A 17,677-nucleotide genomic window follows, 5' to 3' on the forward strand; every position below is an offset into this window, starting at 1 on the left:
GTTAATAAAACAAAGTGAGTTGTTGACCTTCGTGAGGGCGGGTGTCTTCAAGGTTATGAATCGAGACACCCAATAATCGCACGGGTTTAGAGAAAGGTTCTCTCAAACGGTCGATTGCTAATTTTTCTAAAGCTGCTTTCTCTCGAATCAATAAGCTGCTAGAAATACTTCTTGTTACGGTCTGAAAATCACTAAATTTAATTTTTACAGTCACGGTACGCCCATAAATTTGGGTGCGTTCGCACCATTTCCACACTTCTTCAATCAATGGTTTTAGGGCTTCTTCTAGTTCGGTCAATGTTTCTAAATCATATTCAAAGGTATTTTCGGAGCCTACTGATTTACGGATGCGGTCGGGTTCGACGGGGCGGTCGTCGATTCCTCTAGCAATTTGAAAATAATAACTCCCCATTTTTCCAAAGTGAGTTCGCAAGAATGTCTCACTTTTTTCTTTAAGTTCGAGGCCTGTTTTGATACCTAAACGGTGCATCTTTTCGGCCGTTACTTTTCCAATTCCATGAAATTTGTCAATAGAAAGGACTTCTGTAAAAGCCTCTCCTTCACTAGGGGTTATCACAAAAAGTCCGTCAGGTTTGTGATGGTCGGAAGCAAGTTTGGCCAAAAACTTATTGTAAGACACCCCCGCCGATGCCCTTAGTTGGGTTTTTTCAAAAATGCGAGCTTTGATTTCTTTTGCAATGTAAGTTGCCGATTTAATCCCTTGACGATTTTCGGTTACATCCAGATAGGCTTCATCTAATGATAAAGGTTCGATAAGTGGAGTATAATCTGCAAAAATCTCTCGGATTTGCTGAGATACAAAGCGATACACTTCAAATCGCGGTTTTACGAAAATGAGCTGAGGGCATTTGCGCAAAGCCACCCGCGACGACATAGCCGACCGCACACCAAAACGCCGCGCTTCATAACTAGCCGCCGCCACTACTCCTCGTTCGCTGCTACCGCCTACTGCTACGGGCTTGCCGCGTAGAGAAGGGGTATCGCGCTGTTCGACAGATGCAAAAAAAGCATCCATATCAATGTGAATGATTTTGCGAGTCATGGCTGAAAAAGGCCCTATAGAAGAAGTTGCCTTGTTCAAAGTTACGACGAAATTGCTCAAAAAAGGCCGTTTTTAAAATAATAAATTATGATAAAAACGGCTCTAGTTTTGCTATTAGCGACAAAAAGAAAGGTATTGCTGTGGAATAAATGCTAATTTTGTGAGCTCAATCATTACCATTCCAAATGACACATAACCTTAAACTTAAGAAACCGCTTGCGTTTTTTGATTTAGAGACAACCGGCATCAACATCCAGAAGGATCGTATTGTAGAGATTAGCGTTGTTAAAGCGTTGATGAATGGGCAGATTGAGTCTAAAACTTTTCGGGTCAATCCTGGTATTCCGATACCCTTAGAGTCGAGCCTGATTCACGGGATTTATGATGAAGATGTCAAAGACTGTCCTACTTTCAAGAATTTTGCTAAAACCTTGGCTCAATTCCTTCAAGGGTGTGATTTGGCAGGTTTCAATTCCAATCGTTTTGATGTCCCGATGCTGGTCGAAGAGTTTTTGAGGGCAGAGGTAGAGTTTGACATCAAGAATCGAAAATTAGTAGATGCACAACGGATTTTTCATTTGATGGAACCTCGCAATTTGTCGGCAGCTTATAAGTTTTACTGTGGTAAAGATCTCGAAAATGCCCATAGCGCTCATGCTGATACTGTAGCGACTTTTGAGGTATTGTGCGCTCAAGTGGAGAGATATGCAGGAGTCAAAATCAAGAATGACAAAGGAGAACTCTATGAACCAGTTCAAAATGACATAGAGGCGCTTCATAATCTTACGGCTTCCAAAATCGTAGATTTTGCTAATCGAATGTCCTACAATTCGAAAGGGGAAGAAATTATTAATTTTGGAAAACACAACGGTAAGCGTGTAGTAGATGTGTTGGCGCAAGAACCCAGCTATTATGATTGGATGATGAAGGGTGATTTTCCGCTCGATACCAAGCGCAAGCTCACCGAAATCAAGATGCGAATGGCTTTTGGCCGAAAATAAGAAGAGCAGCATTACGCACACAAAAAGCGGGGCATCGATTATCGGTGCCCCGCTTTTTGTGTTATTCATTGTTAAGTCTTCAATTTCTTCTTTTTAGCTGCTGGGAAAAGAATATTATTTAAAATCAAACGATATCCAGCCGAATTGGGATGAAGATTCAAGTCGGTTGGTTCTTCGTTAATTTCATGCCGGTAATCTTCGGGATCGTGACCACCGTAAAAAGTGAAGAAGCCTTTGGCATAAGTACTATGGATATAGCGAGCTTCGCCTGCGGATCGATTCTCTGCTAGAATAATCACTTCGGGCTTAATGTATTGTTTTTTAAAGGCGGTGGTTTGCCCCATAAAGCCTTTGATAATTTGCTGGTGATTTTGGGTCAACATGGTCGGAACGGGGTCCCACTTGGCCGAAAACTGAAAAAGAGTAAAATAATCGTTTGCCTCGTTTAGGCCTCGTTCGTTGGGTTGGCTATCTACCGACGAAAATTCAATTTCGTAAGGATTCGTAACTACCATGAAATTTTGGAAAGCAAATGTTTGACTGAAGTCAAGCTTTTTTTGAGCCGCAGGGTCGGTACCGTCACCGTCATAAATCACATCGGCAATATCGGTATTTTGGGCTGCTAAGGCCACATCATAAGTGTCGGTAGCATTGCACATGGCAAACATATATCCTCCCCCCGCTACGTATTGTTGTATTTTTTTTGCTACTGCCAATTTGAGTTTAGAAACTTTAGAAAATCCCCATTTGGCCGCAATTTCTTCAGCTTCACGCTTTTGGGCACGATACCAAGGAAAATCACGAAAATGGAAAAACTTGCCGTATTGTCCTGTAAAGTCCTCATGATGTAGGTGCAACCAATCATATTCGGCAAGTTTGCCTTGCATTACGTCATCATCATACACGATATCATAGGGGATTTCGGCATACGTCATGACCAAAGTCACAGCATCATCCCAGGGTTGTTTTGTTTTGGGCGAATAAACTGCCACTTTAGGTGCTTTATGGAGTTTTACATTGTCCATGTTAGCATCAGGTTGAGCTACTTCAGCGATGATACTTGCACTTTGAGCATCCGAAATGACTTCATAACTTATCCCTCTAATGACAAGCTCATTGACGACTCGTTGGCTCCAATCAAGCATAAAACTCCCGCCACGATAATTCAGCAGCCAATCTATTTCGGTGTCATAGTTGCGTAGTACCCAGTATGTAAGCCCATAAGCTTTGAGGTGATTTTTTTGTGCTTCGTCCATCGGAATCAGGACTTTAGAAGCCCACGCCCCCTGCACCAAGCCAAAAAAAATGATAAGTGGTAGGATGTACCGTTTCATCGGTTTGTGGAATTACTTTTTGATGATGACTTTTGTATAAACGAATATAGTACAAAAAACGTGCAGAAAAAGTGGATGAAGTAAGAAATCGGGATTATATAAATAAATATTTCTCCTGAAATAGATAAAGATCCACCGCACATCCTCCCAAAAACTTATGAATCTTTTAGAAAATGTTCGAGAAGGGCTCCGGTCGATTCAATCCAATATGCTGCGTACAGTTTTGACTGCCCTCATTATTGCCATTGGTATCACATCGCTCGTTGGGATTTTGACGGCGATTGATGGCATGCAAAGCTCCGTCAATAATAGCTTTGCTGATTTGGGAGCAAATACATTTGATATTACAGGGCCTCAGCCTTTCAGAAGAAGAAGTGGAGGCGTACGCGACAAAGATTATCCCCCTATCTCTTACAGGCAGGCCCAAAAATACAAGACTGAAATCAAAGAGATGTATAATGCTAGTGTGGCGATTTCGGCCAATGTAAGAGGAGCAGCCCAAATTAAATTTAAGTCTAAACAGACCAATCCCAACTCGCTTATTGTAGGAGTAGATGACAATTATTTGGCGATTAAAGGCTATAAACTCATATCAGGGCGTAATCTCTCTCCGACCGACTTGGACAATGGTCTCAACGTTGTTATGATTGGCTCAGAGATTGCGCAAAAACTATTTGAAGGAAAGCTCAATCCTCTTAATCAACAAATTGTAATGTTGGGGAAACCCTATAAAGTAGTAGGAGTTTTGGATAAGAAGGGGTCATTGACTGGTAGTGGAGATGATAGGGTTTTGCTAGTACCGCTGGAAAATGGGAGAGCTTTGGCTGCCAATCGACAACTCACTTTCAATATCACCACTTCTATTAATACTACCGAAAACCGGGAGTTGATTATGGAAGAGGCAAGAGGTATCATGAGGCGTGTACGCAATGATCGTATTGGTGCTAAGGATTCATTTGAGATAGAAAGTGCGGATGCAATTGCTAAAAATTTTGAAGAAGTATCAGGTTATTTGCGAATGGGTGGGTTTGGAATTGGAATCATTACACTGTTGGGCGCAGCGATTGCCCTTATGAATATCATGCTTGTATCAGTCACCGAACGAACCCGCGAAATAGGCATTCGCAAGTCCCTAGGTGCTACTCCAAGGTTGATAAGATTACAATTTTTGATAGAGGCAATTGTAGTGTGTATTTTGGGAGGAATAGGAGGATTGATACTGGGCATTGCGATTGGCAACCTTATTGCGGGTCTTATTAGCCAAAATGCCAGTTTTATTGTTCCGTGGTTTTGGATGTTGATTGGAATTTGTGTGTGTGTGATTGTAGGAATAATTTCGGGGATTTATCCAGCCATAAAAGCCTCACGCTTAGACCCTATAGAAGCATTGCGCTATGAATAGAATAGAATTTAAATATTTTTTCTTCATTTTTTTGTAGAAAAATTTGCAAACAAAAAATGAACTGCTACTTTTGCAGTCCCGTTTCCAATCAGATGCCCAGGTGGCGGAATCGGTAGACGCGTTGGTCTCAAACACCAATGGGGTCACACCCGTGCCGGTTCGACTCCGGCCCTGGGTACTCTCAGACCTATAAAGGTTGATTTTGTTACTGATTAATTAGGTCAAAAGCCCGAAAATTAAGTTTTTCGGGCTTTTTTTATTCCCTTTTTTCACGTTTTAGTATGTTTTTTACTCGCACTGTATTTTTACTCACTGCGAGTAAATTTCTTTATTTGTGCGTAAAAATACCCGTAAAAACACGTATAAATACTTATGATTATTTCGCGGTTATTGCAGCGAAACGGCAAACTAAAATGTCGTTTTTATGCAATTTTTCACTTTAAACAAAATGAGAATCCGTTTTTGGACTCGTATTGATTCCATCAATGAAGCAGGGCAAGCACCGCTAAACTGTTATGTAATTGTCAACAAAGTTAAATGTCCCGACTTTTCCGTTGACCTGATGATTCCTGTAGAAGCTTGGGACAGTAAAAAACAACAAGTAAATGAGTGGCATTCTTTGGCTAGTGTCTTAAATCAGAAAATCAATTTTATACGTATTCGTCTCATGCAAATAGAAATGCAACTGAGCCTTCAAGGGGAGGTTACGGCTAAAATGGTGAAGGAAAAATTTTTTGATGAGTACAAAAACAAAAAAAAAGAGACCATCGTAAAAGCAGACAAATTTTTGCTCATTGACGAGCTTCCTCTTTTTTACAAAGAAGCAAGACAGCCCTTGGGTATCTCCAATAACACTGGAAAAAATGATAACTCTATTATCACTAACATTAAACAATTCTTAAAAGAAACTGATAGGCTTAAGATAGAAGTAGGTCAGGTTGATTTGGAGTTTGTGAAATATTTTAACTTATACATGAAAAAACGAAAGAAACCTGCTCAACAAGTTCATATAAATAGACACGTTGCCTACCTACGTCAGATGCTTGATTTTAGTGTAAGCGAAAAGAAAATCAAGTACAATCCTTTGGCAGGTCTTCGACTTGCGTGTAATTATGAAGAAAATCCAGAAGGGTTTGAACCTGATGATATTCAAAAAATCAAGGATATTTCACGCCATTTTATGTCTGAATTGCAGGTGAAAGTGAGGGATATATTTTTGTTTATGATGGGTACGGGAATGGATTTTTGTGATTATCAACAGCGGACGGATCAGGATTTGTACCGTGAAAAGAGTTTTTATTGGTTGAAATACACTCGTCAAAAAACAATCACCTATAAGCGTCCTAAAGGATTGATGGCTGATACGATGTTGCTACCTGACGCGGTAGAAGTGATGCTCAACTATGGAAGTCTTTCAGCTATGCCAGATTGTACTTTGAATGAATTTAATGAGCAAATAAAGGCGATATACAAGCTTTCTAACATCAGACGTCGAGACCTTGAAAAAATCTCCTCTAAGCTATGCCGTAAGACTTACGCCAACCTCCAGTCTAATTACCAAGGATTTTCGGATGAGTCAGTTGCCTATTTGATGGGTCATACTACCACTAAGCACATTAAAAAGTACAGGAAGTATAAGAAGCAAAGAGTTTTGAATGAGCTAAAAAAATAACAAACTTTTGTGACTGAAAACGATGCGTTTCAGTCACAAAATACCATTTGATAAATTGCCTTTGCTTTTTTCTTAAAATGTATTGAATTTTCCAGCCAATTATAAACCTCTAATTTTTATGGATTCAAACAAACTATTATACTTTTTAGAGTATAACCCTATCAATGGATGTTGGCATTATGACACTGGGCGTGCTACTCCAAACACCTTTGACTTCTATCAAATCTCTGAAAAAATGGACGACTTTCTTTTTGGAGTATTTACGGAATTGATGGAAGAGAAATATGAAATTAAAGACACTAGAGACTTCCCCAATCACAAGAATCCTACACCGAGTACAATAAAAAAAGAGTGGTCGTACTTTCTGAAAGTGCTAAATAAAGTAAATGACAAAGTTGTCAGCTTCTCTGAAAATTGACCACAATTCGACCGATTAATCAACCTCTCAATTTAATTTCCAATGAAAAGCCTTGTACTATTTTTTGTAATTGTATGTTTTGTAAGCGGATGTTCTAAAAAAGAAACCGAACCCGAATGGGCAGATAAATGGGTAGGAACTTGGGTAGCTCCTGCGATGACAATGAGTGGAGGAAGTGACACCTTTGTGCATACTTTGAATATCACAAAAGAAGGTGCTGAAACAATTCTTATTCAGTACCGTGTTTCAAGAAGAGGGAGTGTAAATTATGAATATACTATCAATAATATTACGGCTCAAAAGACAGTCGACCCCTTTGTTTTTAATATTCCCAAAACAAAGAGACTTTTTTATGTGAATGGTCAAGTTGGAGGAGAATTTGATATTGCAGGTAGCGGCATCCTTGACAATAATAGCATTTCAGTAACTTTAGAGTGGTTTGGGTTATTACCATTCCAAAGATTTGCCGTTAAGAAACAATAATTTTGCTATCATTTTAAAAGCTAAAAAAATTGGCGTCGAGCTGCTCCTATCGAAGCTCTCAAAAAAATGATAGCAAACACTTTGTCCAGGAATAAAAACTGCTCAAACCCGGTTTAAAATTTGCTATCAAAAACCAAATAACCCCACTCAGTGAGCGGGGTTGTTTGGTTTAATCTTTTGGTTAAAAATTAGATACTTCTCACCAAAGCCCTAAACTCATCACTAATCGCCCCTGAATCGTTTTTCATGGTCATAATGACGGCGTAGGCATTGTTGTTTCGATTGATCCATGCCCTCATGCCAAAAGCTCCCGTGGACATTGTTTCTTTAAATTCAAGATACACCCACGTACCAAGCCCGTATTGGGCTGACCCTGCTTGCAGCTTTTCAAGCTCCTTCACTGAATCGGCTGATAGTACGGTTTCCCCTAGATATTGCCCATTGTCGCGAATCATTTCCATGAGGTGGGCAAAATCGTTGAGTGAGCTTTGTGCTCCTTTGCCCGTGTCGGGGTTGTCGGAGAATCGGTCAAAGAAGGTGTTTTTCATATCGCATTTATTGGCGATGCGTTCCTTAAATATCGCCTCCCACTTTTGGCCAGTGACGATTTCGGCAGCATGGGCGATGAACTTGTAGGAGGAACTGCTGTAATGAAGAGGATAAGCCATAACGGAATTGAACGGATTCTCTTCTACTATTTTTCTTACGGCTTGTTCTAAGGTAAGGCTTTGGGTACTGTCCCAAACAGAATCGGCCACAATGGGGGTTTGGTGGGCTAAGATTTGTCGTAAGGTGACATCTTGATAAACAGGATAACCCTGCAACCAAGTCAAGTACTTAGATAACTTCTCATCAAGGTCAAGCAAGTCGGCATCGACCAACGACAATATCGTCACAGCGGTGAGGAGTTTAGAGCCTGATGCAATCCCAATGGCCGTGTCAGGGTCGTTGTCATTTTTCAGATATTGATATTCCCTATCTCCTTTCGATACATATACCATGAGGGTATCGCCATAGTCCTGTGAATGGGTATTAAGGAAATCATCAAATTTTTGAACGATGTCCGCCGAAAAGGGTTGTTTGGGAACAATCGTTTTTTTAGCGGTAGCATTAGTTGAAGGATTTGTTTTGTCCTTTTGGTTCCATAGGAGGTATGCGATTGCCCCCCCTAAGCCTACTATCGCAGAACCAATCAGGATTCGATTTTTTGTTTTCTTTTTCATATGAATAAAATTTGATAGCAAAATGAGCGGTCGACCGGATCTTAGAGCCAGGTGTTGAGCTTGATTTTGCTATCATTTTTTAATGGCCACTTTTCAGCTCCGTCGCTGATCAGCTCTAGGTCGACTTCAAATTGATAGCAAAATCTAATTATCTCCTTTTTGAACCTGTGGTTTCGGTCGAACCATTGACGGTACTAGAAGTTGGCTTTTTTTCTTCGGTTTTTGAGGATGCTTCAGCATCGTCATTGGTGGCGGTGGTGTTAGTACTGGGATTAACACTACTGTCGGTGGTGATTTTTCGGGCAAGGAAAAAAATAGCCACTACCGAGGCTACGGCGGCGAGTCCTACTACGATTATTTTTTTTGAGTTCATGATTTTAATTGCTCAAGTACCACCTTTGGAGGCGATACGATATCTACTTTCTAACCAATAACACGACGATGAAAACCCCTCCCACCACCAACGCTATCAATGCGTACCGCCATTTGGTGCGATAGTGGACAAGGTCAGTATTGGACTCTTCCAGTTCTTTTTGAGTAGTAGAAAGCCTCTGTTTCAGGCTGTGATTTTCAACCATGAGGTTCTCGCCCTCCTGACGGTAGAGTTGGGCTTTTTCGGCCTCCGCCGCTAGTTTTTCGAGCTTATTTCTTTCGATGGGGATTGTTGCTTTTTGGGCTTGTGAGCTTGTCAATCCGATGAAGCAATTCATCGTCTGGCATAGACCTATAAACAGAATCAATGCGGCTTTTTTCATAGCTATAGAAGGTTTGGGTACGATTAAGAAGGGAATCTTGGGTGAGTTTCCACCCTCTCATTTCTTGCAAGATTTGGCGGTTGCTTACGCATGAAGTGAGCCATAAGCTCACTCCAATTATAAGAATGATAGGTACTTTGTCTTTCAAGACTTTGAGGAGTTTGACAAGGGTCTTGTCTGACCAACCTAAACCCGTAATGGCTAGACCAAAGCAGATAAGCGCTAAGAAAACCCGTGAGGCTTCTGACAGGTCGTCGGACCATTTCAAAACCCATAAGCCTACGGCGGCGAAGCCAATGCCAATAAGGGTCGTAAGGGGGTTAGCGAATACCCTATCTGAGAAATTTTTCATGGTAATTTGTGGATTAAGGTTGAATAGCTCCGTAGTTTTTCCAAGTGCCGGGCGTACCGCCATTGACGCACACGCCACCGACGTAACCGCCCGAAACAGGATTGGTAAAAATGCACCTATCGCCTTGCACAAAACTCCCGATAGTGGGTAGCCCTGTGCCTTCAATAGTCGCTTTTCCTGCGGGCGAAACCGAGATGGCTAATTTGGTAGCATTGGCATAGCCGCCCCCGAAAGTAGAAGCCACACAGTTTTCAAACTGATTGCCTACCGCAAAAAAGGTAGAGTGCAAATCATTGCCTTTCATGACAATGCCATAATTACAGTTCTCAAAGCGATTGTGGTTGACGACTGAATTGGTTTTTCTTTCTCCGTTGGGAATGGCTGCATACTGCACAAAACCAAAGTCGTAATTGTTGAAGTAGTTTCGCTCCACCATAACGGGCAAGTTGTTGAAACGAGTCAGAATCGCTACGTTCGAGCTTTCGTTGGCAGGGGCATTTTTGTCGAAACCAATAAACCTGTTTTCGGTAAAATAAAAAGGATTGGTGTTAGTACCTTCGCTGTCAATATACACTGACTCAGCGTTTTTGTTGGCACGAATAAACTCGTTGGCTTTTAGCAATACATTTTTTGAGTTTGAAGAGCCGCAGGTTATAAAAACGTCTTTTAAGGCAGAGCCATAAACGTAATTTTGTACAAGCGATACATTACGTGGGTGCATCATATAAACCCCATGAGCTGCCGAATTCTTGATTTCGTTGCCCAAAGCCAAAAGTTTGGTACGTTGATTAGAGGTTTCAGCTTCACTGTAAATGATATTAAGCGCCCCTTGGTAAGTTTCACTTCCTTGAAAGTCGATGATCTTGTTGAAGGCTACAATATCACCGTTGTTGCCCGTGCCAATGGTGATACCTCCCGCTAGTCCATTGTTACTCCGTCCGTTTCGATAGCAGATATTATTAATGGCCAACACTGACCCACCCGCTGCATTGGCAGGGATGTAGACCCCTGTACGAAGAGTTTCACCACAAAAATTACCCGCAATGACGGCATTACCCCCGTTGGCACTGTTGGAGTATCCCACCTGAATGTTGTGTCTAGTGATGAGGTTTGCCGTAGGGGTTACGGTTCCGTTAGACTCAAGTGACATACAATAGTTGTTGGTGATGATGACTTTGCTATCTCCTCCAAGGCCATTGATATAGATATGTTGGTTGGCCTTAGAAGTCAGGATTTTGTTACGGTCAATGATGATTCCCCCGCTTAGAATAGGGGTGGGATTGGCCGCATTGGACAAGAAAAGGATGGCCGAATTTTCGGTAGAGCTATTCCCTGTATTAGCAATGGCATTGATGAAAGTGTTGTCAAGCACCGATGCCACTTGACAGTCTTTCCCATAGATACCAAAGCTTGTAAAGTTGGTGAAAACACAATTCCTTACCGTGTTGTTGTAACCTTGTAATCTAACACCTCCATTGGCCAAAAAGTCGGTTCCTGAATAGCCATTGGCCGTAATGGTTCCTCCGTACAAGGTTGAATTACCGAGCAATTGAAACACGGATTTGTCTGGCGCCGCTTGTCGGATAACTGCCCCGTTAAGGTTGACACTGACACCCGCAGGGATGATAATCAGGTCGGTAATCTTATACTTGTTGCCTTTTTTGTTGTGAAAAGTAAGGCTTGTTTTTCCTTTTCTGACACAATAATTAAGGGCTTTGTTTAAGAGATTCGTTACGTCCTGCGTATCGTCACCCTTAGGATTCCACCAGTCAAAAACGGCTTCGTTTTCAATCGCTCGTTTAAATCTTTTCGTGCCTTGCACAAAGGTCGTGACGCTATCGTCGGGTGTAGTGGTGTCGGAGGCGTCGTAGTAATAGAGACCTTCCACCCCCTGATTGTTGATACCAACGATATTGAGCGTAGAGGCGACGGCATTGAGGTTACGAGCTTCTTGCATCGACATTACAAAGCCGCGTACAATACCGTCGCTTCCTACATAGGTAGGGCTTTGTTTAGCAGAAAGTGGAACCGAAATGCGGGTTTGGGCGCTTAGTTCGAAGCCCCAAAATGCAAAAAGAAACAAAAATAAGTGTTTAGTTTTCATGGGTGTTTTGGCTATAAATTGAACTTCAAAAGCTATTTGATGCCCCTTTAGGGTTTAAAGCCTTTTAGGTAAATGCCGTATTTGCTAACAAACTCATTGACGACAAACATTTTTTGTTGGGCAGTCCCAACGATGACCGCTACGTAGGCTTGATTTATTTTGGTCTGACAACTTTCTTGGGTTTCGTTGGCGTCTTTCTGACAAGCTTTTTGCATATCGGTATAGTAGATGTAGCGGTCGAAGAGTTTCTTACCGTCCTTGTTTTGGAACTGTAAGAGAAAGACAGGTTTCTGATTGTGAGTGGTGAGGTCGATTTGTAGGTCGTCAACGGTGAGCCTCATTTGGGTGACGGTATCGGCCTCCTCAAAAGGGATTTTGTAGACATAATCATCAACTGGAAACGTGCTTTGGGCGTGGCTGGCTGTTACTCCCAACAGCATCGTGGCCATCATAGCTAGGTACTTTCTCATGTTATGGATTGCTTTTTGTAAGTGATTTGGGTCAATTTTTTCGAGCGCGATTGACACCATACGCGCAAAGATGGTTTGGTCGTTGATTTGGTGGTTAAGTCCGAGGTCGCAGGAGATGGTATGAAATCCGCCAAAATCGTGATTGGGATTCGAGCCTTTTTTAAAAAGGAAATTCCATACGTTTTTCCCTCCTACGACATTGCCAATGATGTCGGCTCCTACGGCCATGTTTTCAAAATAGTTGTTGGTAAGCTCCCAGGCTTTTTTGGGGGGATTCTTAAGCCAAAAGCAAATCAGATTAATGATGATAAAAAGGGGTGTCAACGTCCACAAGCCCACTCGTGCGATGATTGCTAGTAAGATTCCCATTGTGTTTTTTAGATAAGTGCTACAATACGGATTGTGAGGTTTTGGGCGCTAAAAGTAGGCGACACCGAGAAGCCCGTTGTCGTACGCGTGGCAGGGGGAATATCAGCCAAGACGGCTGCTCCTAGCTCGTCGGTAATTTCTACCACGTACATAGAAGCCTTCCAACCCGCAGGAAAACTTACTTCGTAGGTTTGATTTTCCGTGAAGCTTACGTTTTGTAGGAGGTGGGTTTTTACCTCTTTGATATCCGTGCTTTCGGAGGATTCTTCTGAAGTATCGCCGTTGGCGGCGGTGGTCGAGGGAGTAGTAGATTTAGTGGTTGTTTTGCTAAACCGTAGATTATCCAAAATCCAAGCCAGTATTCCTACGGCGACCGTGCCAAGTAGGGCGATGATTAATAAGGGTTTTGCTTTTTTTGTTTTCATTGGGTTAGAATTTGGTAGATTGATAAAACTATCCAGAGAGCTGCTAGCAGAAAGGTTGCCCACCAACAAGCCCGTAAATGATTTTTGAAATTAGGCCAACGCATCTACTAAATAATTGGAGTATTTGCCGTACTTGAAGGCAATGATTTCTGCTCCTCTCTTCATCCAAAAAAAGATAGCGACGGCCACTAAAAAGAGGGAAACCAAGAGGATACAAACTTCTCTTTTTAAGTTACGGTTCATGGCTGAATGACAATGGGCGGTGGTGGCGTTTCCTTCTTGGTTTTGTACCTGAAAACCTGTACGACAATCAGCCCTGCCAAACCTGCTACGGTAAGCAGCGCAAACCAACCCCCGATTCGTTTGAGCCTATCCGATTCTTTGGCGGCGTTGAGTTGGGTGATTTGAAGGTCGAGTTGCTTTTGTAAGGTTTTTTGCAATTCGATGTCTTCGGTAGCTTCTAGTTGTAGCTTGAGCTGCTCGGTTTTTTCTTCGGCGATTTTGACTTCTTTTCCTTTGGCGAGAAAGTTGAAAATACCACCCACGGTTTCGGAAATAGCGGGTATGAGTGCGGCGGCGGCCATGTTATTGTCTTGTTTAGGGGTATTGGTGGTAGTATCCGTTTTCTTTGAGAATAGATTGCCAAAAAATGACCCGATGCTATCCCAAAATCCACCGCTTTCCTTTGGTTTTTTGGCGGTGACGACCACTTCATTGAGGTCGATTTCTTTTGAGGGGGCTTGGTCTTCCATGATTATTTGCCTTTTTTGGGGAGTTGGATGATAGTGGGTGCAGGGGCAGGCGGGGCAGGTGTAGCGGGTTTGCGGAACGCCCACCAAAGTACCCCTCCCAGGGCAACAACTACGCTTACAATCCCCACGACAATCCACGTATTGCCACTACCACCTCTGTCGTCTCCGCTTCCCGTGGTAAGGGGAGTGTTGTTGCCATTGAGGATTTTTTGCTTAATTGCCTCTTGCTCTTTTTCTTTTTGGTCTTCTGGACTTTCGGTGTCGATGTCTTCTTGTTTGACCCAAAGTAATTCCGTCTCATGGTACCATTTACTGACCTGAGTAGCCGCGATTCCCGCAGGTGGGAATAGCCAATATGCCCATGATTTTGAAGCAAGAGAGCGCCTTATGTCAAATTTATATTCTATTTGAACAAATCCATTTGCTTCTTCACCTGTCAATATCCCAATATTATCGCCTTCATTGTATCCATATAAATAGTGAGGTTCGGTCTGTCCAGAACGTTCTAGTTTTGTAACAATGCTACTCTCAGAGGGTTGAGAATAGAAACTCAGGGCGTCATTTTTAACGTAAGCGGTTGCCATTGTTGCTGATTTTAGAGATGATGAAAATGAGAACAGTGGTGATACCTAACCCAATGGCTCCAAGCGTCCAGAGCGTCCGTTTTTCACGGGCAGTGAGCGGCATGGTATCGCCCAATTTTTTGATGATCAGTTGGCCTTCTATCATAAAGGCTTGGTACCATTGTCCTGCGGCATCTTTCCAACTGATGTAGCCCCCATTGAGCAGTTTTCGCGGTTCGGTGAGCCATCCAAGGTGGTCGTACTTGCGGTTTTCGACTTTTATCAAGTCAAAAAAGGCAGGATAGTAAAAGTTAGAGACCAAAATACCATTGATGCGGTAGCCGTAGTCATCATCCTCAACGGGGTCGGAGACTTCGACCAGAAAGTCCACTTCCTGCCCTGAACTATCTAGCCCTTTGACCCGCATGGTACGGTTCACGTAAGGGTTCACAAGCATTTCGAGTAGCTCATGGGAGGCCGTGAGTGACCAACCTTCACGGTATTCGACCTTGGCAAAGGGTTGCCCTCGTTCGTCGGTCCAGTGGTAGCCTTTGACGCCTTCCACGTCCATTTCATCCACAATCCAAATCGGCCAAGTCCCTTTGGGCACGGCAGCACTATTGTCAACTACTTGCAGGGTGGCATCTTGTCCCCAAATGGAGGCAAAATCACGACTGACTTGGATTTGCAGGGCATCGGCCACGGCTTTTAAGTCGGTGCTTGAGACCTTTTGGGTGAGGTCAACGAGGGCAATATTTTGTTTTGGCAGGGGCATTATTGACGAACGATGAGAGGTTGGTCGGGACTAGGTTTGGGTTCTTTTTTAGGCAAGAAAATCGCCAACATCAGACCCCCAAAAACGAGGACTCCTCCCGTCACCCACACCCAAGTGGGAACGCTTTTTTGTTCGGCTTCGGGTTGATTGCGGTCGGTGGTCGTCGTAGTGGTATCAGTATCAGGGTCGGTAGTGGTCTTTTGGGTGGTTTTACCAAAAATACCCACGCCAATGTCGAGTACTTTGCCGAATACATCCCAAAACTTACCGCCGCTTCCACTGCTATATTCGTAGTTGGGGTTGGCCTTGGTCGAAACTTCGTCAGCAGGTACCCACCCTTTTTCGACTTTGTACACTTCAGTGTAATAACCATTGAAGGTGATTTCTTGAATAGCTCCAAGACTTGCCCCTTTGGGTACTTCTTGGGCTACTTCATCGCCGTTCATGTCTTGGTATAGTTGCCCATCGTAGAGCATCGTGGCCAAGTCCCCTACTTGGGGTATTTGTTGTGTTTTTACTCCTTTAGCCATTGTTTTTGATAAGGTTATACAGCCCTTGCGGACTGAGGTAGTTAGCGTTTACTGGGGGGAGGTTGAGTTGCAAAGCTTCTTGACAGGCATGGTAGCAGACCTCCGAACAGAACATTTGGAGATTTTGGGGTTTTCGCCACGGCACGATGAAACTAGTGATAAGCCCTGCGAGGTCGTAAGGGGTTCCGAGGTGTGAGCGGAACCATGCGTAGAGAGCTTCGTCTTTTTCATTGCCAAAATCCAAGAACTCCCAAAGGCTTTCGTCGCTCACGGTTTCATCATACGTCCTGACCCCAATGCCATACACATCCCAAGCACTGGCCGAAATGCGGTCATATTGGTCGAAAATGAACTGACAGTGAATAAAATCACCTCCTGAGCCGAAGCGCATCACGCGGCCTTTGAGGGTATTGCTTGCTTTTTCAAATCCTAGTCTCATAGTGATTTCTTAAAAGAGTGATTCTAAAAACCAAAAAGGACTGTGTAAGCCTACGGATTTCAACACATAGCTTTTGCCGTTGCTTGACACTTTTGCGCTGAGGAGGGCATCGGTGTTGGTCGTCAGGGGAAACTTGGTATTGATGCCCTGATTGTAGGCAAAATAGGCTTGGTCGTAGCGTGAGGCAAGACCCGCGTGTTTGTCGAGGCACTGCCCAAAATAGATTTGACCCACCACCATGTTGAAGGGCATCGAATTGAAAAGACCGTCTTGCAAAAGGGTAGCGGCATTGGTAGCCAACCAATCCGAGGGGGAAGCCTGTTTTTTGGCCGTCTTGATTTTGTCGTAGAGCTGCGTGGCCTTGGTTGTGCCAATGGCCTGTTTCAAAAAGGCAATTTCATCGTCGGTCAGGGCGGCATTTCGGTATTCGATGAAAAGCGCGTAAGCCGCTGATTGGACATCTATTTGACTGATACCAATGTACTTTCCGTTGGCAGGGTTTTCTTTGGAGTAGCCCGTAAACTTGTTTTCCAACCATGCCGCTTTACCGTCGGGTTTGCCTTCGATGTAGAGCAAGATAGCAGCCAATAATGAATTGACTTTGGTAACGTCAACGCACTCTTTGAGGGTCTCCCCAAACTGACGATGCAACGCCTTGGAGAGCGACTCCATCGAACCGTCTTTGTAGGCGGTTTGAAAAGATTCAATCGTCTTTTGGGTCATTGGAAAGGTTCTGGTAAGGATTCCCATTATGGTCTTAGTTTCTGGTTGATTTTGATGCTTCCCGTCCTTGTAATGGCCTTGGTACGCGATTTGGTGGCTTGAATGGCTCCGTATACCCCAAGGGCAATCAGTAAGGATAGCAATACAGCAATGATGATTTTTCTAGTCATTTTTTCTGCTTAGTTTTCGCCACCATTGGGCAACGGTTTTGGGTTTGAAGAGCGCAAAGCCCCCCATCGCAACGAGCAGACTTACACCGATGATGATGGCCGTGGCTTGGGTACTTTTTTTTTTACCCGTTCGGTTTCGGCGAGCGTGACAGCAGGGTCAGCTTTGTACTTCTGGTAGGCATCAGCCATTTTGAGATGGTAGCCCAATTTGGCGTAGTCTTCGCCGTTGTAGCGATAGGCAAATGCATCCCAATTGAGGGTTTGTAGTTCGTCTTCTAATTTTTTGTCCTGTACAAACTTTACAAACGCGTCCAATTGGGCGGCTTCGCCCGTGGCAAAAGCCCTCACCATTGCTTCTACGGTCGAGAAGCCCACTATTTTGTGGTTAAAACCCATGATTTGGAATTTGCCCCAACTGGTGGCCTTCATGGCGTTGGTAGGGTCAAGGGCGTAGGCTTCGCTGTAAGTGGAGGCGGTTTTGCCCGACAAACGTTTGAACCAATGGGCTTCAAAACGTTTTTTAAGGCTACCGTCTGAGTTGAAGCCATTGCCCGAACTCTCTACCAAGGCCACGGCCATGATGGCGGCAATTTCACAGTCTAGGATTTGGGCGGCACGAGCGTAATCGGCAAGGGTGAGGGTTTTCATTGATTA

The 17,677-nt window shown here is 43.4% G+C and carries 23 protein-coding genes and 1 tRNA gene; 6 read left to right on the forward strand and 18 right to left on the reverse strand.

The window, feature by feature from the left end; genetic code table 11:
- Position 1: 1 nt before the first annotated feature.
- The gene (gene dinB / locus P1X15_RS10675) at positions 2-1,063 is read right to left on the reverse strand and encodes a DNA polymerase IV (RefSeq protein WP_277338123.1); all 1,062 of its coding nucleotides are present in this window, start codon (positions 1,061-1,063) and stop codon (positions 2-4) included.
- Positions 1,064-1,248: 185 nt separating this feature from the next.
- On the opposite strand from dinB, the gene P1X15_RS10680 reads away from it, so the two are divergent.
- Positions 1,249-2,064 (forward strand): 3'-5' exonuclease, encoded by an 816-nt coding sequence (locus P1X15_RS10680; protein ID WP_277338124.1) that lies wholly within the window; start codon positions 1,249-1,251, stop codon positions 2,062-2,064.
- 71 nt (positions 2,065-2,135) lie between these two features.
- Here P1X15_RS10680 and P1X15_RS10685 read toward each other — a convergent pair whose 3' ends face one another.
- Entirely contained in the window at positions 2,136-3,398 is a 1,263-nt protein-coding gene (locus tag P1X15_RS10685) for an asparagine synthetase B (RefSeq protein WP_277338125.1), read from the reverse strand.
- 157 nt (positions 3,399-3,555) lie between these two features.
- Between P1X15_RS10685 and P1X15_RS10690 the strand changes: the two genes are divergently transcribed.
- From P1X15_RS10690 to P1X15_RS10710, 5 genes are all read left to right on the forward strand, one after another.
- The gene (locus tag P1X15_RS10690) at positions 3,556-4,800 is read left to right on the forward strand and encodes an ABC transporter permease (protein ID WP_277338126.1); all 1,245 of its coding nucleotides are present in this window, start codon (positions 3,556-3,558) and stop codon (positions 4,798-4,800) included.
- 94 nt (positions 4,801-4,894) lie between these two features.
- Positions 4,895-4,978 (forward strand) — tRNA-Leu (locus P1X15_RS10695).
- Positions 4,979-5,248: 270 nt separating this feature from the next.
- Complete coding sequence (locus P1X15_RS10700; protein WP_277338127.1) at positions 5,249-6,472, forward strand: phage integrase SAM-like domain-containing protein; 1,224 nt, start codon at positions 5,249-5,251, stop codon at positions 6,470-6,472.
- 118 nt (positions 6,473-6,590) lie between these two features.
- Positions 6,591-6,890 (forward strand): hypothetical protein, encoded by a 300-nt coding sequence (locus tag P1X15_RS10705; protein WP_277338128.1) that lies wholly within the window; start codon positions 6,591-6,593, stop codon positions 6,888-6,890.
- Positions 6,891-6,932: 42 nt separating this feature from the next.
- Positions 6,933-7,373: a hypothetical protein gene (locus P1X15_RS10710; RefSeq protein WP_277338129.1), complete on the forward strand. Its 441-nt coding sequence runs from the start codon at positions 6,933-6,935 to the stop codon at positions 7,371-7,373.
- Between the two features lie 188 nt (positions 7,374-7,561).
- Here the strand turns inward: P1X15_RS10710 and P1X15_RS10715 are convergent, their stop codons facing one another.
- From P1X15_RS10715 to P1X15_RS10790, 16 genes are all read right to left on the reverse strand, one after another.
- On the reverse strand, positions 7,562-8,596 hold the full coding sequence (locus P1X15_RS10715; RefSeq protein ID WP_277338130.1) for a serine hydrolase: 1,035 nt from the start codon (positions 8,594-8,596) through the stop codon (positions 7,562-7,564).
- A 148-nt stretch (positions 8,597-8,744) separates the two neighbouring features.
- Positions 8,745-8,969, reverse strand: a complete 225-nt coding sequence (locus P1X15_RS10720; RefSeq protein WP_277338131.1) for a hypothetical protein — start codon at positions 8,967-8,969, stop codon at positions 8,745-8,747.
- Between the two features lie 43 nt (positions 8,970-9,012).
- The gene (locus P1X15_RS10725; RefSeq protein WP_277338132.1) at positions 9,013-9,306 is read right to left on the reverse strand and encodes a hypothetical protein; all 294 of its coding nucleotides are present in this window, start codon (positions 9,304-9,306) and stop codon (positions 9,013-9,015) included.
- Positions 9,239-9,703, reverse strand: a complete 465-nt coding sequence (locus P1X15_RS10730) for a hypothetical protein (RefSeq protein WP_277338133.1) — start codon at positions 9,701-9,703, stop codon at positions 9,239-9,241. Before P1X15_RS10730 ends, P1X15_RS10725 begins: the two co-directional genes overlap by 68 nt.
- A gap of 13 nt (positions 9,704-9,716) precedes the next feature.
- The gene (locus P1X15_RS10735) at positions 9,717-11,807 is read right to left on the reverse strand and encodes a hypothetical protein (protein ID WP_277338134.1); all 2,091 of its coding nucleotides are present in this window, start codon (positions 11,805-11,807) and stop codon (positions 9,717-9,719) included.
- A 47-nt stretch (positions 11,808-11,854) separates the two neighbouring features.
- Positions 11,855-12,646, reverse strand: coding sequence for a hypothetical protein (locus P1X15_RS10740; protein WP_277338135.1), 792 nt, complete (start codon positions 12,644-12,646; stop codon positions 11,855-11,857).
- Between the two features lie 8 nt (positions 12,647-12,654).
- Positions 12,655-13,071 (reverse strand): hypothetical protein, encoded by a 417-nt coding sequence (locus tag P1X15_RS10745; RefSeq protein WP_277338136.1) that lies wholly within the window; start codon positions 13,069-13,071, stop codon positions 12,655-12,657.
- Between the two features lie 90 nt (positions 13,072-13,161).
- On the reverse strand, positions 13,162-13,314 hold the full coding sequence (locus P1X15_RS10750; RefSeq protein ID WP_277338137.1) for a hypothetical protein: 153 nt from the start codon (positions 13,312-13,314) through the stop codon (positions 13,162-13,164).
- Entirely contained in the window at positions 13,311-13,823 is a 513-nt protein-coding gene (locus P1X15_RS10755) for a hypothetical protein (protein ID WP_028666522.1), read from the reverse strand. Before P1X15_RS10755 ends, P1X15_RS10750 begins: the two co-directional genes overlap by 4 nt.
- Positions 13,824-13,825: 2 nt before the next feature.
- On the reverse strand, positions 13,826-14,407 hold the full coding sequence (locus P1X15_RS10760; RefSeq protein WP_277338138.1) for a hypothetical protein: 582 nt from the start codon (positions 14,405-14,407) through the stop codon (positions 13,826-13,828).
- The gene (locus tag P1X15_RS10765; protein WP_277338139.1) at positions 14,388-15,161 is read right to left on the reverse strand and encodes a hypothetical protein; all 774 of its coding nucleotides are present in this window, start codon (positions 15,159-15,161) and stop codon (positions 14,388-14,390) included. The genes P1X15_RS10760 and P1X15_RS10765 overlap by 20 nt, the downstream gene beginning before the upstream one ends.
- Entirely contained in the window at positions 15,161-15,691 is a 531-nt protein-coding gene (locus P1X15_RS10770) for a hypothetical protein (protein ID WP_277338140.1), read from the reverse strand. Before P1X15_RS10770 ends, P1X15_RS10765 begins: the two co-directional genes overlap by 1 nt.
- Positions 15,684-16,130, reverse strand: a complete 447-nt coding sequence (locus P1X15_RS10775; protein ID WP_277338141.1) for a hypothetical protein — start codon at positions 16,128-16,130, stop codon at positions 15,684-15,686. The genes P1X15_RS10770 and P1X15_RS10775 overlap by 8 nt, the downstream gene beginning before the upstream one ends.
- Before the next feature lie 9 nt (positions 16,131-16,139).
- Positions 16,140-16,880, reverse strand: coding sequence for a hypothetical protein (locus tag P1X15_RS10780; protein ID WP_277338142.1), 741 nt, complete (start codon positions 16,878-16,880; stop codon positions 16,140-16,142).
- On the reverse strand, positions 16,880-17,023 hold the full coding sequence (locus P1X15_RS10785; protein ID WP_157585445.1) for a hypothetical protein: 144 nt from the start codon (positions 17,021-17,023) through the stop codon (positions 16,880-16,882). Before P1X15_RS10785 ends, P1X15_RS10780 begins: the two co-directional genes overlap by 1 nt.
- A gap of 81 nt (positions 17,024-17,104) precedes the next feature.
- On the reverse strand, positions 17,105-17,671 hold the full coding sequence (locus tag P1X15_RS10790; protein ID WP_277338143.1) for an N-acetylmuramidase family protein: 567 nt from the start codon (positions 17,669-17,671) through the stop codon (positions 17,105-17,107).
- Between the last annotated feature and the right edge of the window lie 6 nt (positions 17,672-17,677).

Source organism: Runella sp. MFBS21, from assembly GCF_029433105.1.
In the GTDB taxonomy this organism is placed as follows: domain Bacteria; phylum Bacteroidota; class Bacteroidia; order Cytophagales; family Spirosomataceae; genus Runella.

Coding starts and splice junctions, on each gene's coding strand:
- dinB (WP_277338123.1), bottom strand. CDS start 1,063: ATGACTCGCAAAATCATTCACATTGATATGGATGCTTTTTTTGCATCT.
- P1X15_RS10680 (WP_277338124.1), top strand. CDS start 1,249: ATGACACATAACCTTAAACTTAAGAAACCGCTTGCGTTTTTTGATTTA.
- P1X15_RS10685 (WP_277338125.1), bottom strand. CDS start 3,398: ATGAAACGGTACATCCTACCACTTATCATTTTTTTTGGCTTGGTGCAG.
- P1X15_RS10690 (WP_277338126.1), top strand. CDS start 3,556: ATGAATCTTTTAGAAAATGTTCGAGAAGGGCTCCGGTCGATTCAATCC.
- P1X15_RS10700 (WP_277338127.1), top strand. CDS start 5,249: ATGAGAATCCGTTTTTGGACTCGTATTGATTCCATCAATGAAGCAGGG.
- P1X15_RS10705 (WP_277338128.1), top strand. CDS start 6,591: ATGGATTCAAACAAACTATTATACTTTTTAGAGTATAACCCTATCAAT.
- P1X15_RS10710 (WP_277338129.1), top strand. CDS start 6,933: ATGAAAAGCCTTGTACTATTTTTTGTAATTGTATGTTTTGTAAGCGGA.
- P1X15_RS10715 (WP_277338130.1), bottom strand. CDS start 8,596: ATGAAAAAGAAAACAAAAAATCGAATCCTGATTGGTTCTGCGATAGTA.
- P1X15_RS10720 (WP_277338131.1), bottom strand. CDS start 8,969: ATGAACTCAAAAAAAATAATCGTAGTAGGACTCGCCGCCGTAGCCTCG.
- P1X15_RS10725 (WP_277338132.1), bottom strand. CDS start 9,306: ATGAATTGCTTCATCGGATTGACAAGCTCACAAGCCCAAAAAGCAACA.
- P1X15_RS10730 (WP_277338133.1), bottom strand. CDS start 9,703: ATGAAAAATTTCTCAGATAGGGTATTCGCTAACCCCCTTACGACCCTT.
- P1X15_RS10735 (WP_277338134.1), bottom strand. CDS start 11,807: ATGAAAACTAAACACTTATTTTTGTTTCTTTTTGCATTTTGGGGCTTC.
- P1X15_RS10740 (WP_277338135.1), bottom strand. CDS start 12,646: ATGGGAATCTTACTAGCAATCATCGCACGAGTGGGCTTGTGGACGTTG.
- P1X15_RS10745 (WP_277338136.1), bottom strand. CDS start 13,071: ATGAAAACAAAAAAAGCAAAACCCTTATTAATCATCGCCCTACTTGGC.
- P1X15_RS10750 (WP_277338137.1), bottom strand. CDS start 13,314: ATGAACCGTAACTTAAAAAGAGAAGTTTGTATCCTCTTGGTTTCCCTC.
- P1X15_RS10755 (WP_028666522.1), bottom strand. CDS start 13,823: ATGGAAGACCAAGCCCCCTCAAAAGAAATCGACCTCAATGAAGTGGTC.
- P1X15_RS10760 (WP_277338138.1), bottom strand. CDS start 14,407: ATGGCAACCGCTTACGTTAAAAATGACGCCCTGAGTTTCTATTCTCAA.
- P1X15_RS10765 (WP_277338139.1), bottom strand. CDS start 15,161: ATGCCCCTGCCAAAACAAAATATTGCCCTCGTTGACCTCACCCAAAAG.
- P1X15_RS10770 (WP_277338140.1), bottom strand. CDS start 15,691: ATGGCTAAAGGAGTAAAAACACAACAAATACCCCAAGTAGGGGACTTG.
- P1X15_RS10775 (WP_277338141.1), bottom strand. CDS start 16,130: ATGAGACTAGGATTTGAAAAAGCAAGCAATACCCTCAAAGGCCGCGTG.
- P1X15_RS10780 (WP_277338142.1), bottom strand. CDS start 16,880: ATGGGAATCCTTACCAGAACCTTTCCAATGACCCAAAAGACGATTGAA.
- P1X15_RS10785 (WP_157585445.1), bottom strand. CDS start 17,023: ATGACTAGAAAAATCATCATTGCTGTATTGCTATCCTTACTGATTGCC.
- P1X15_RS10790 (WP_277338143.1), bottom strand. CDS start 17,671: ATGAAAACCCTCACCCTTGCCGATTACGCTCGTGCCGCCCAAATCCTA.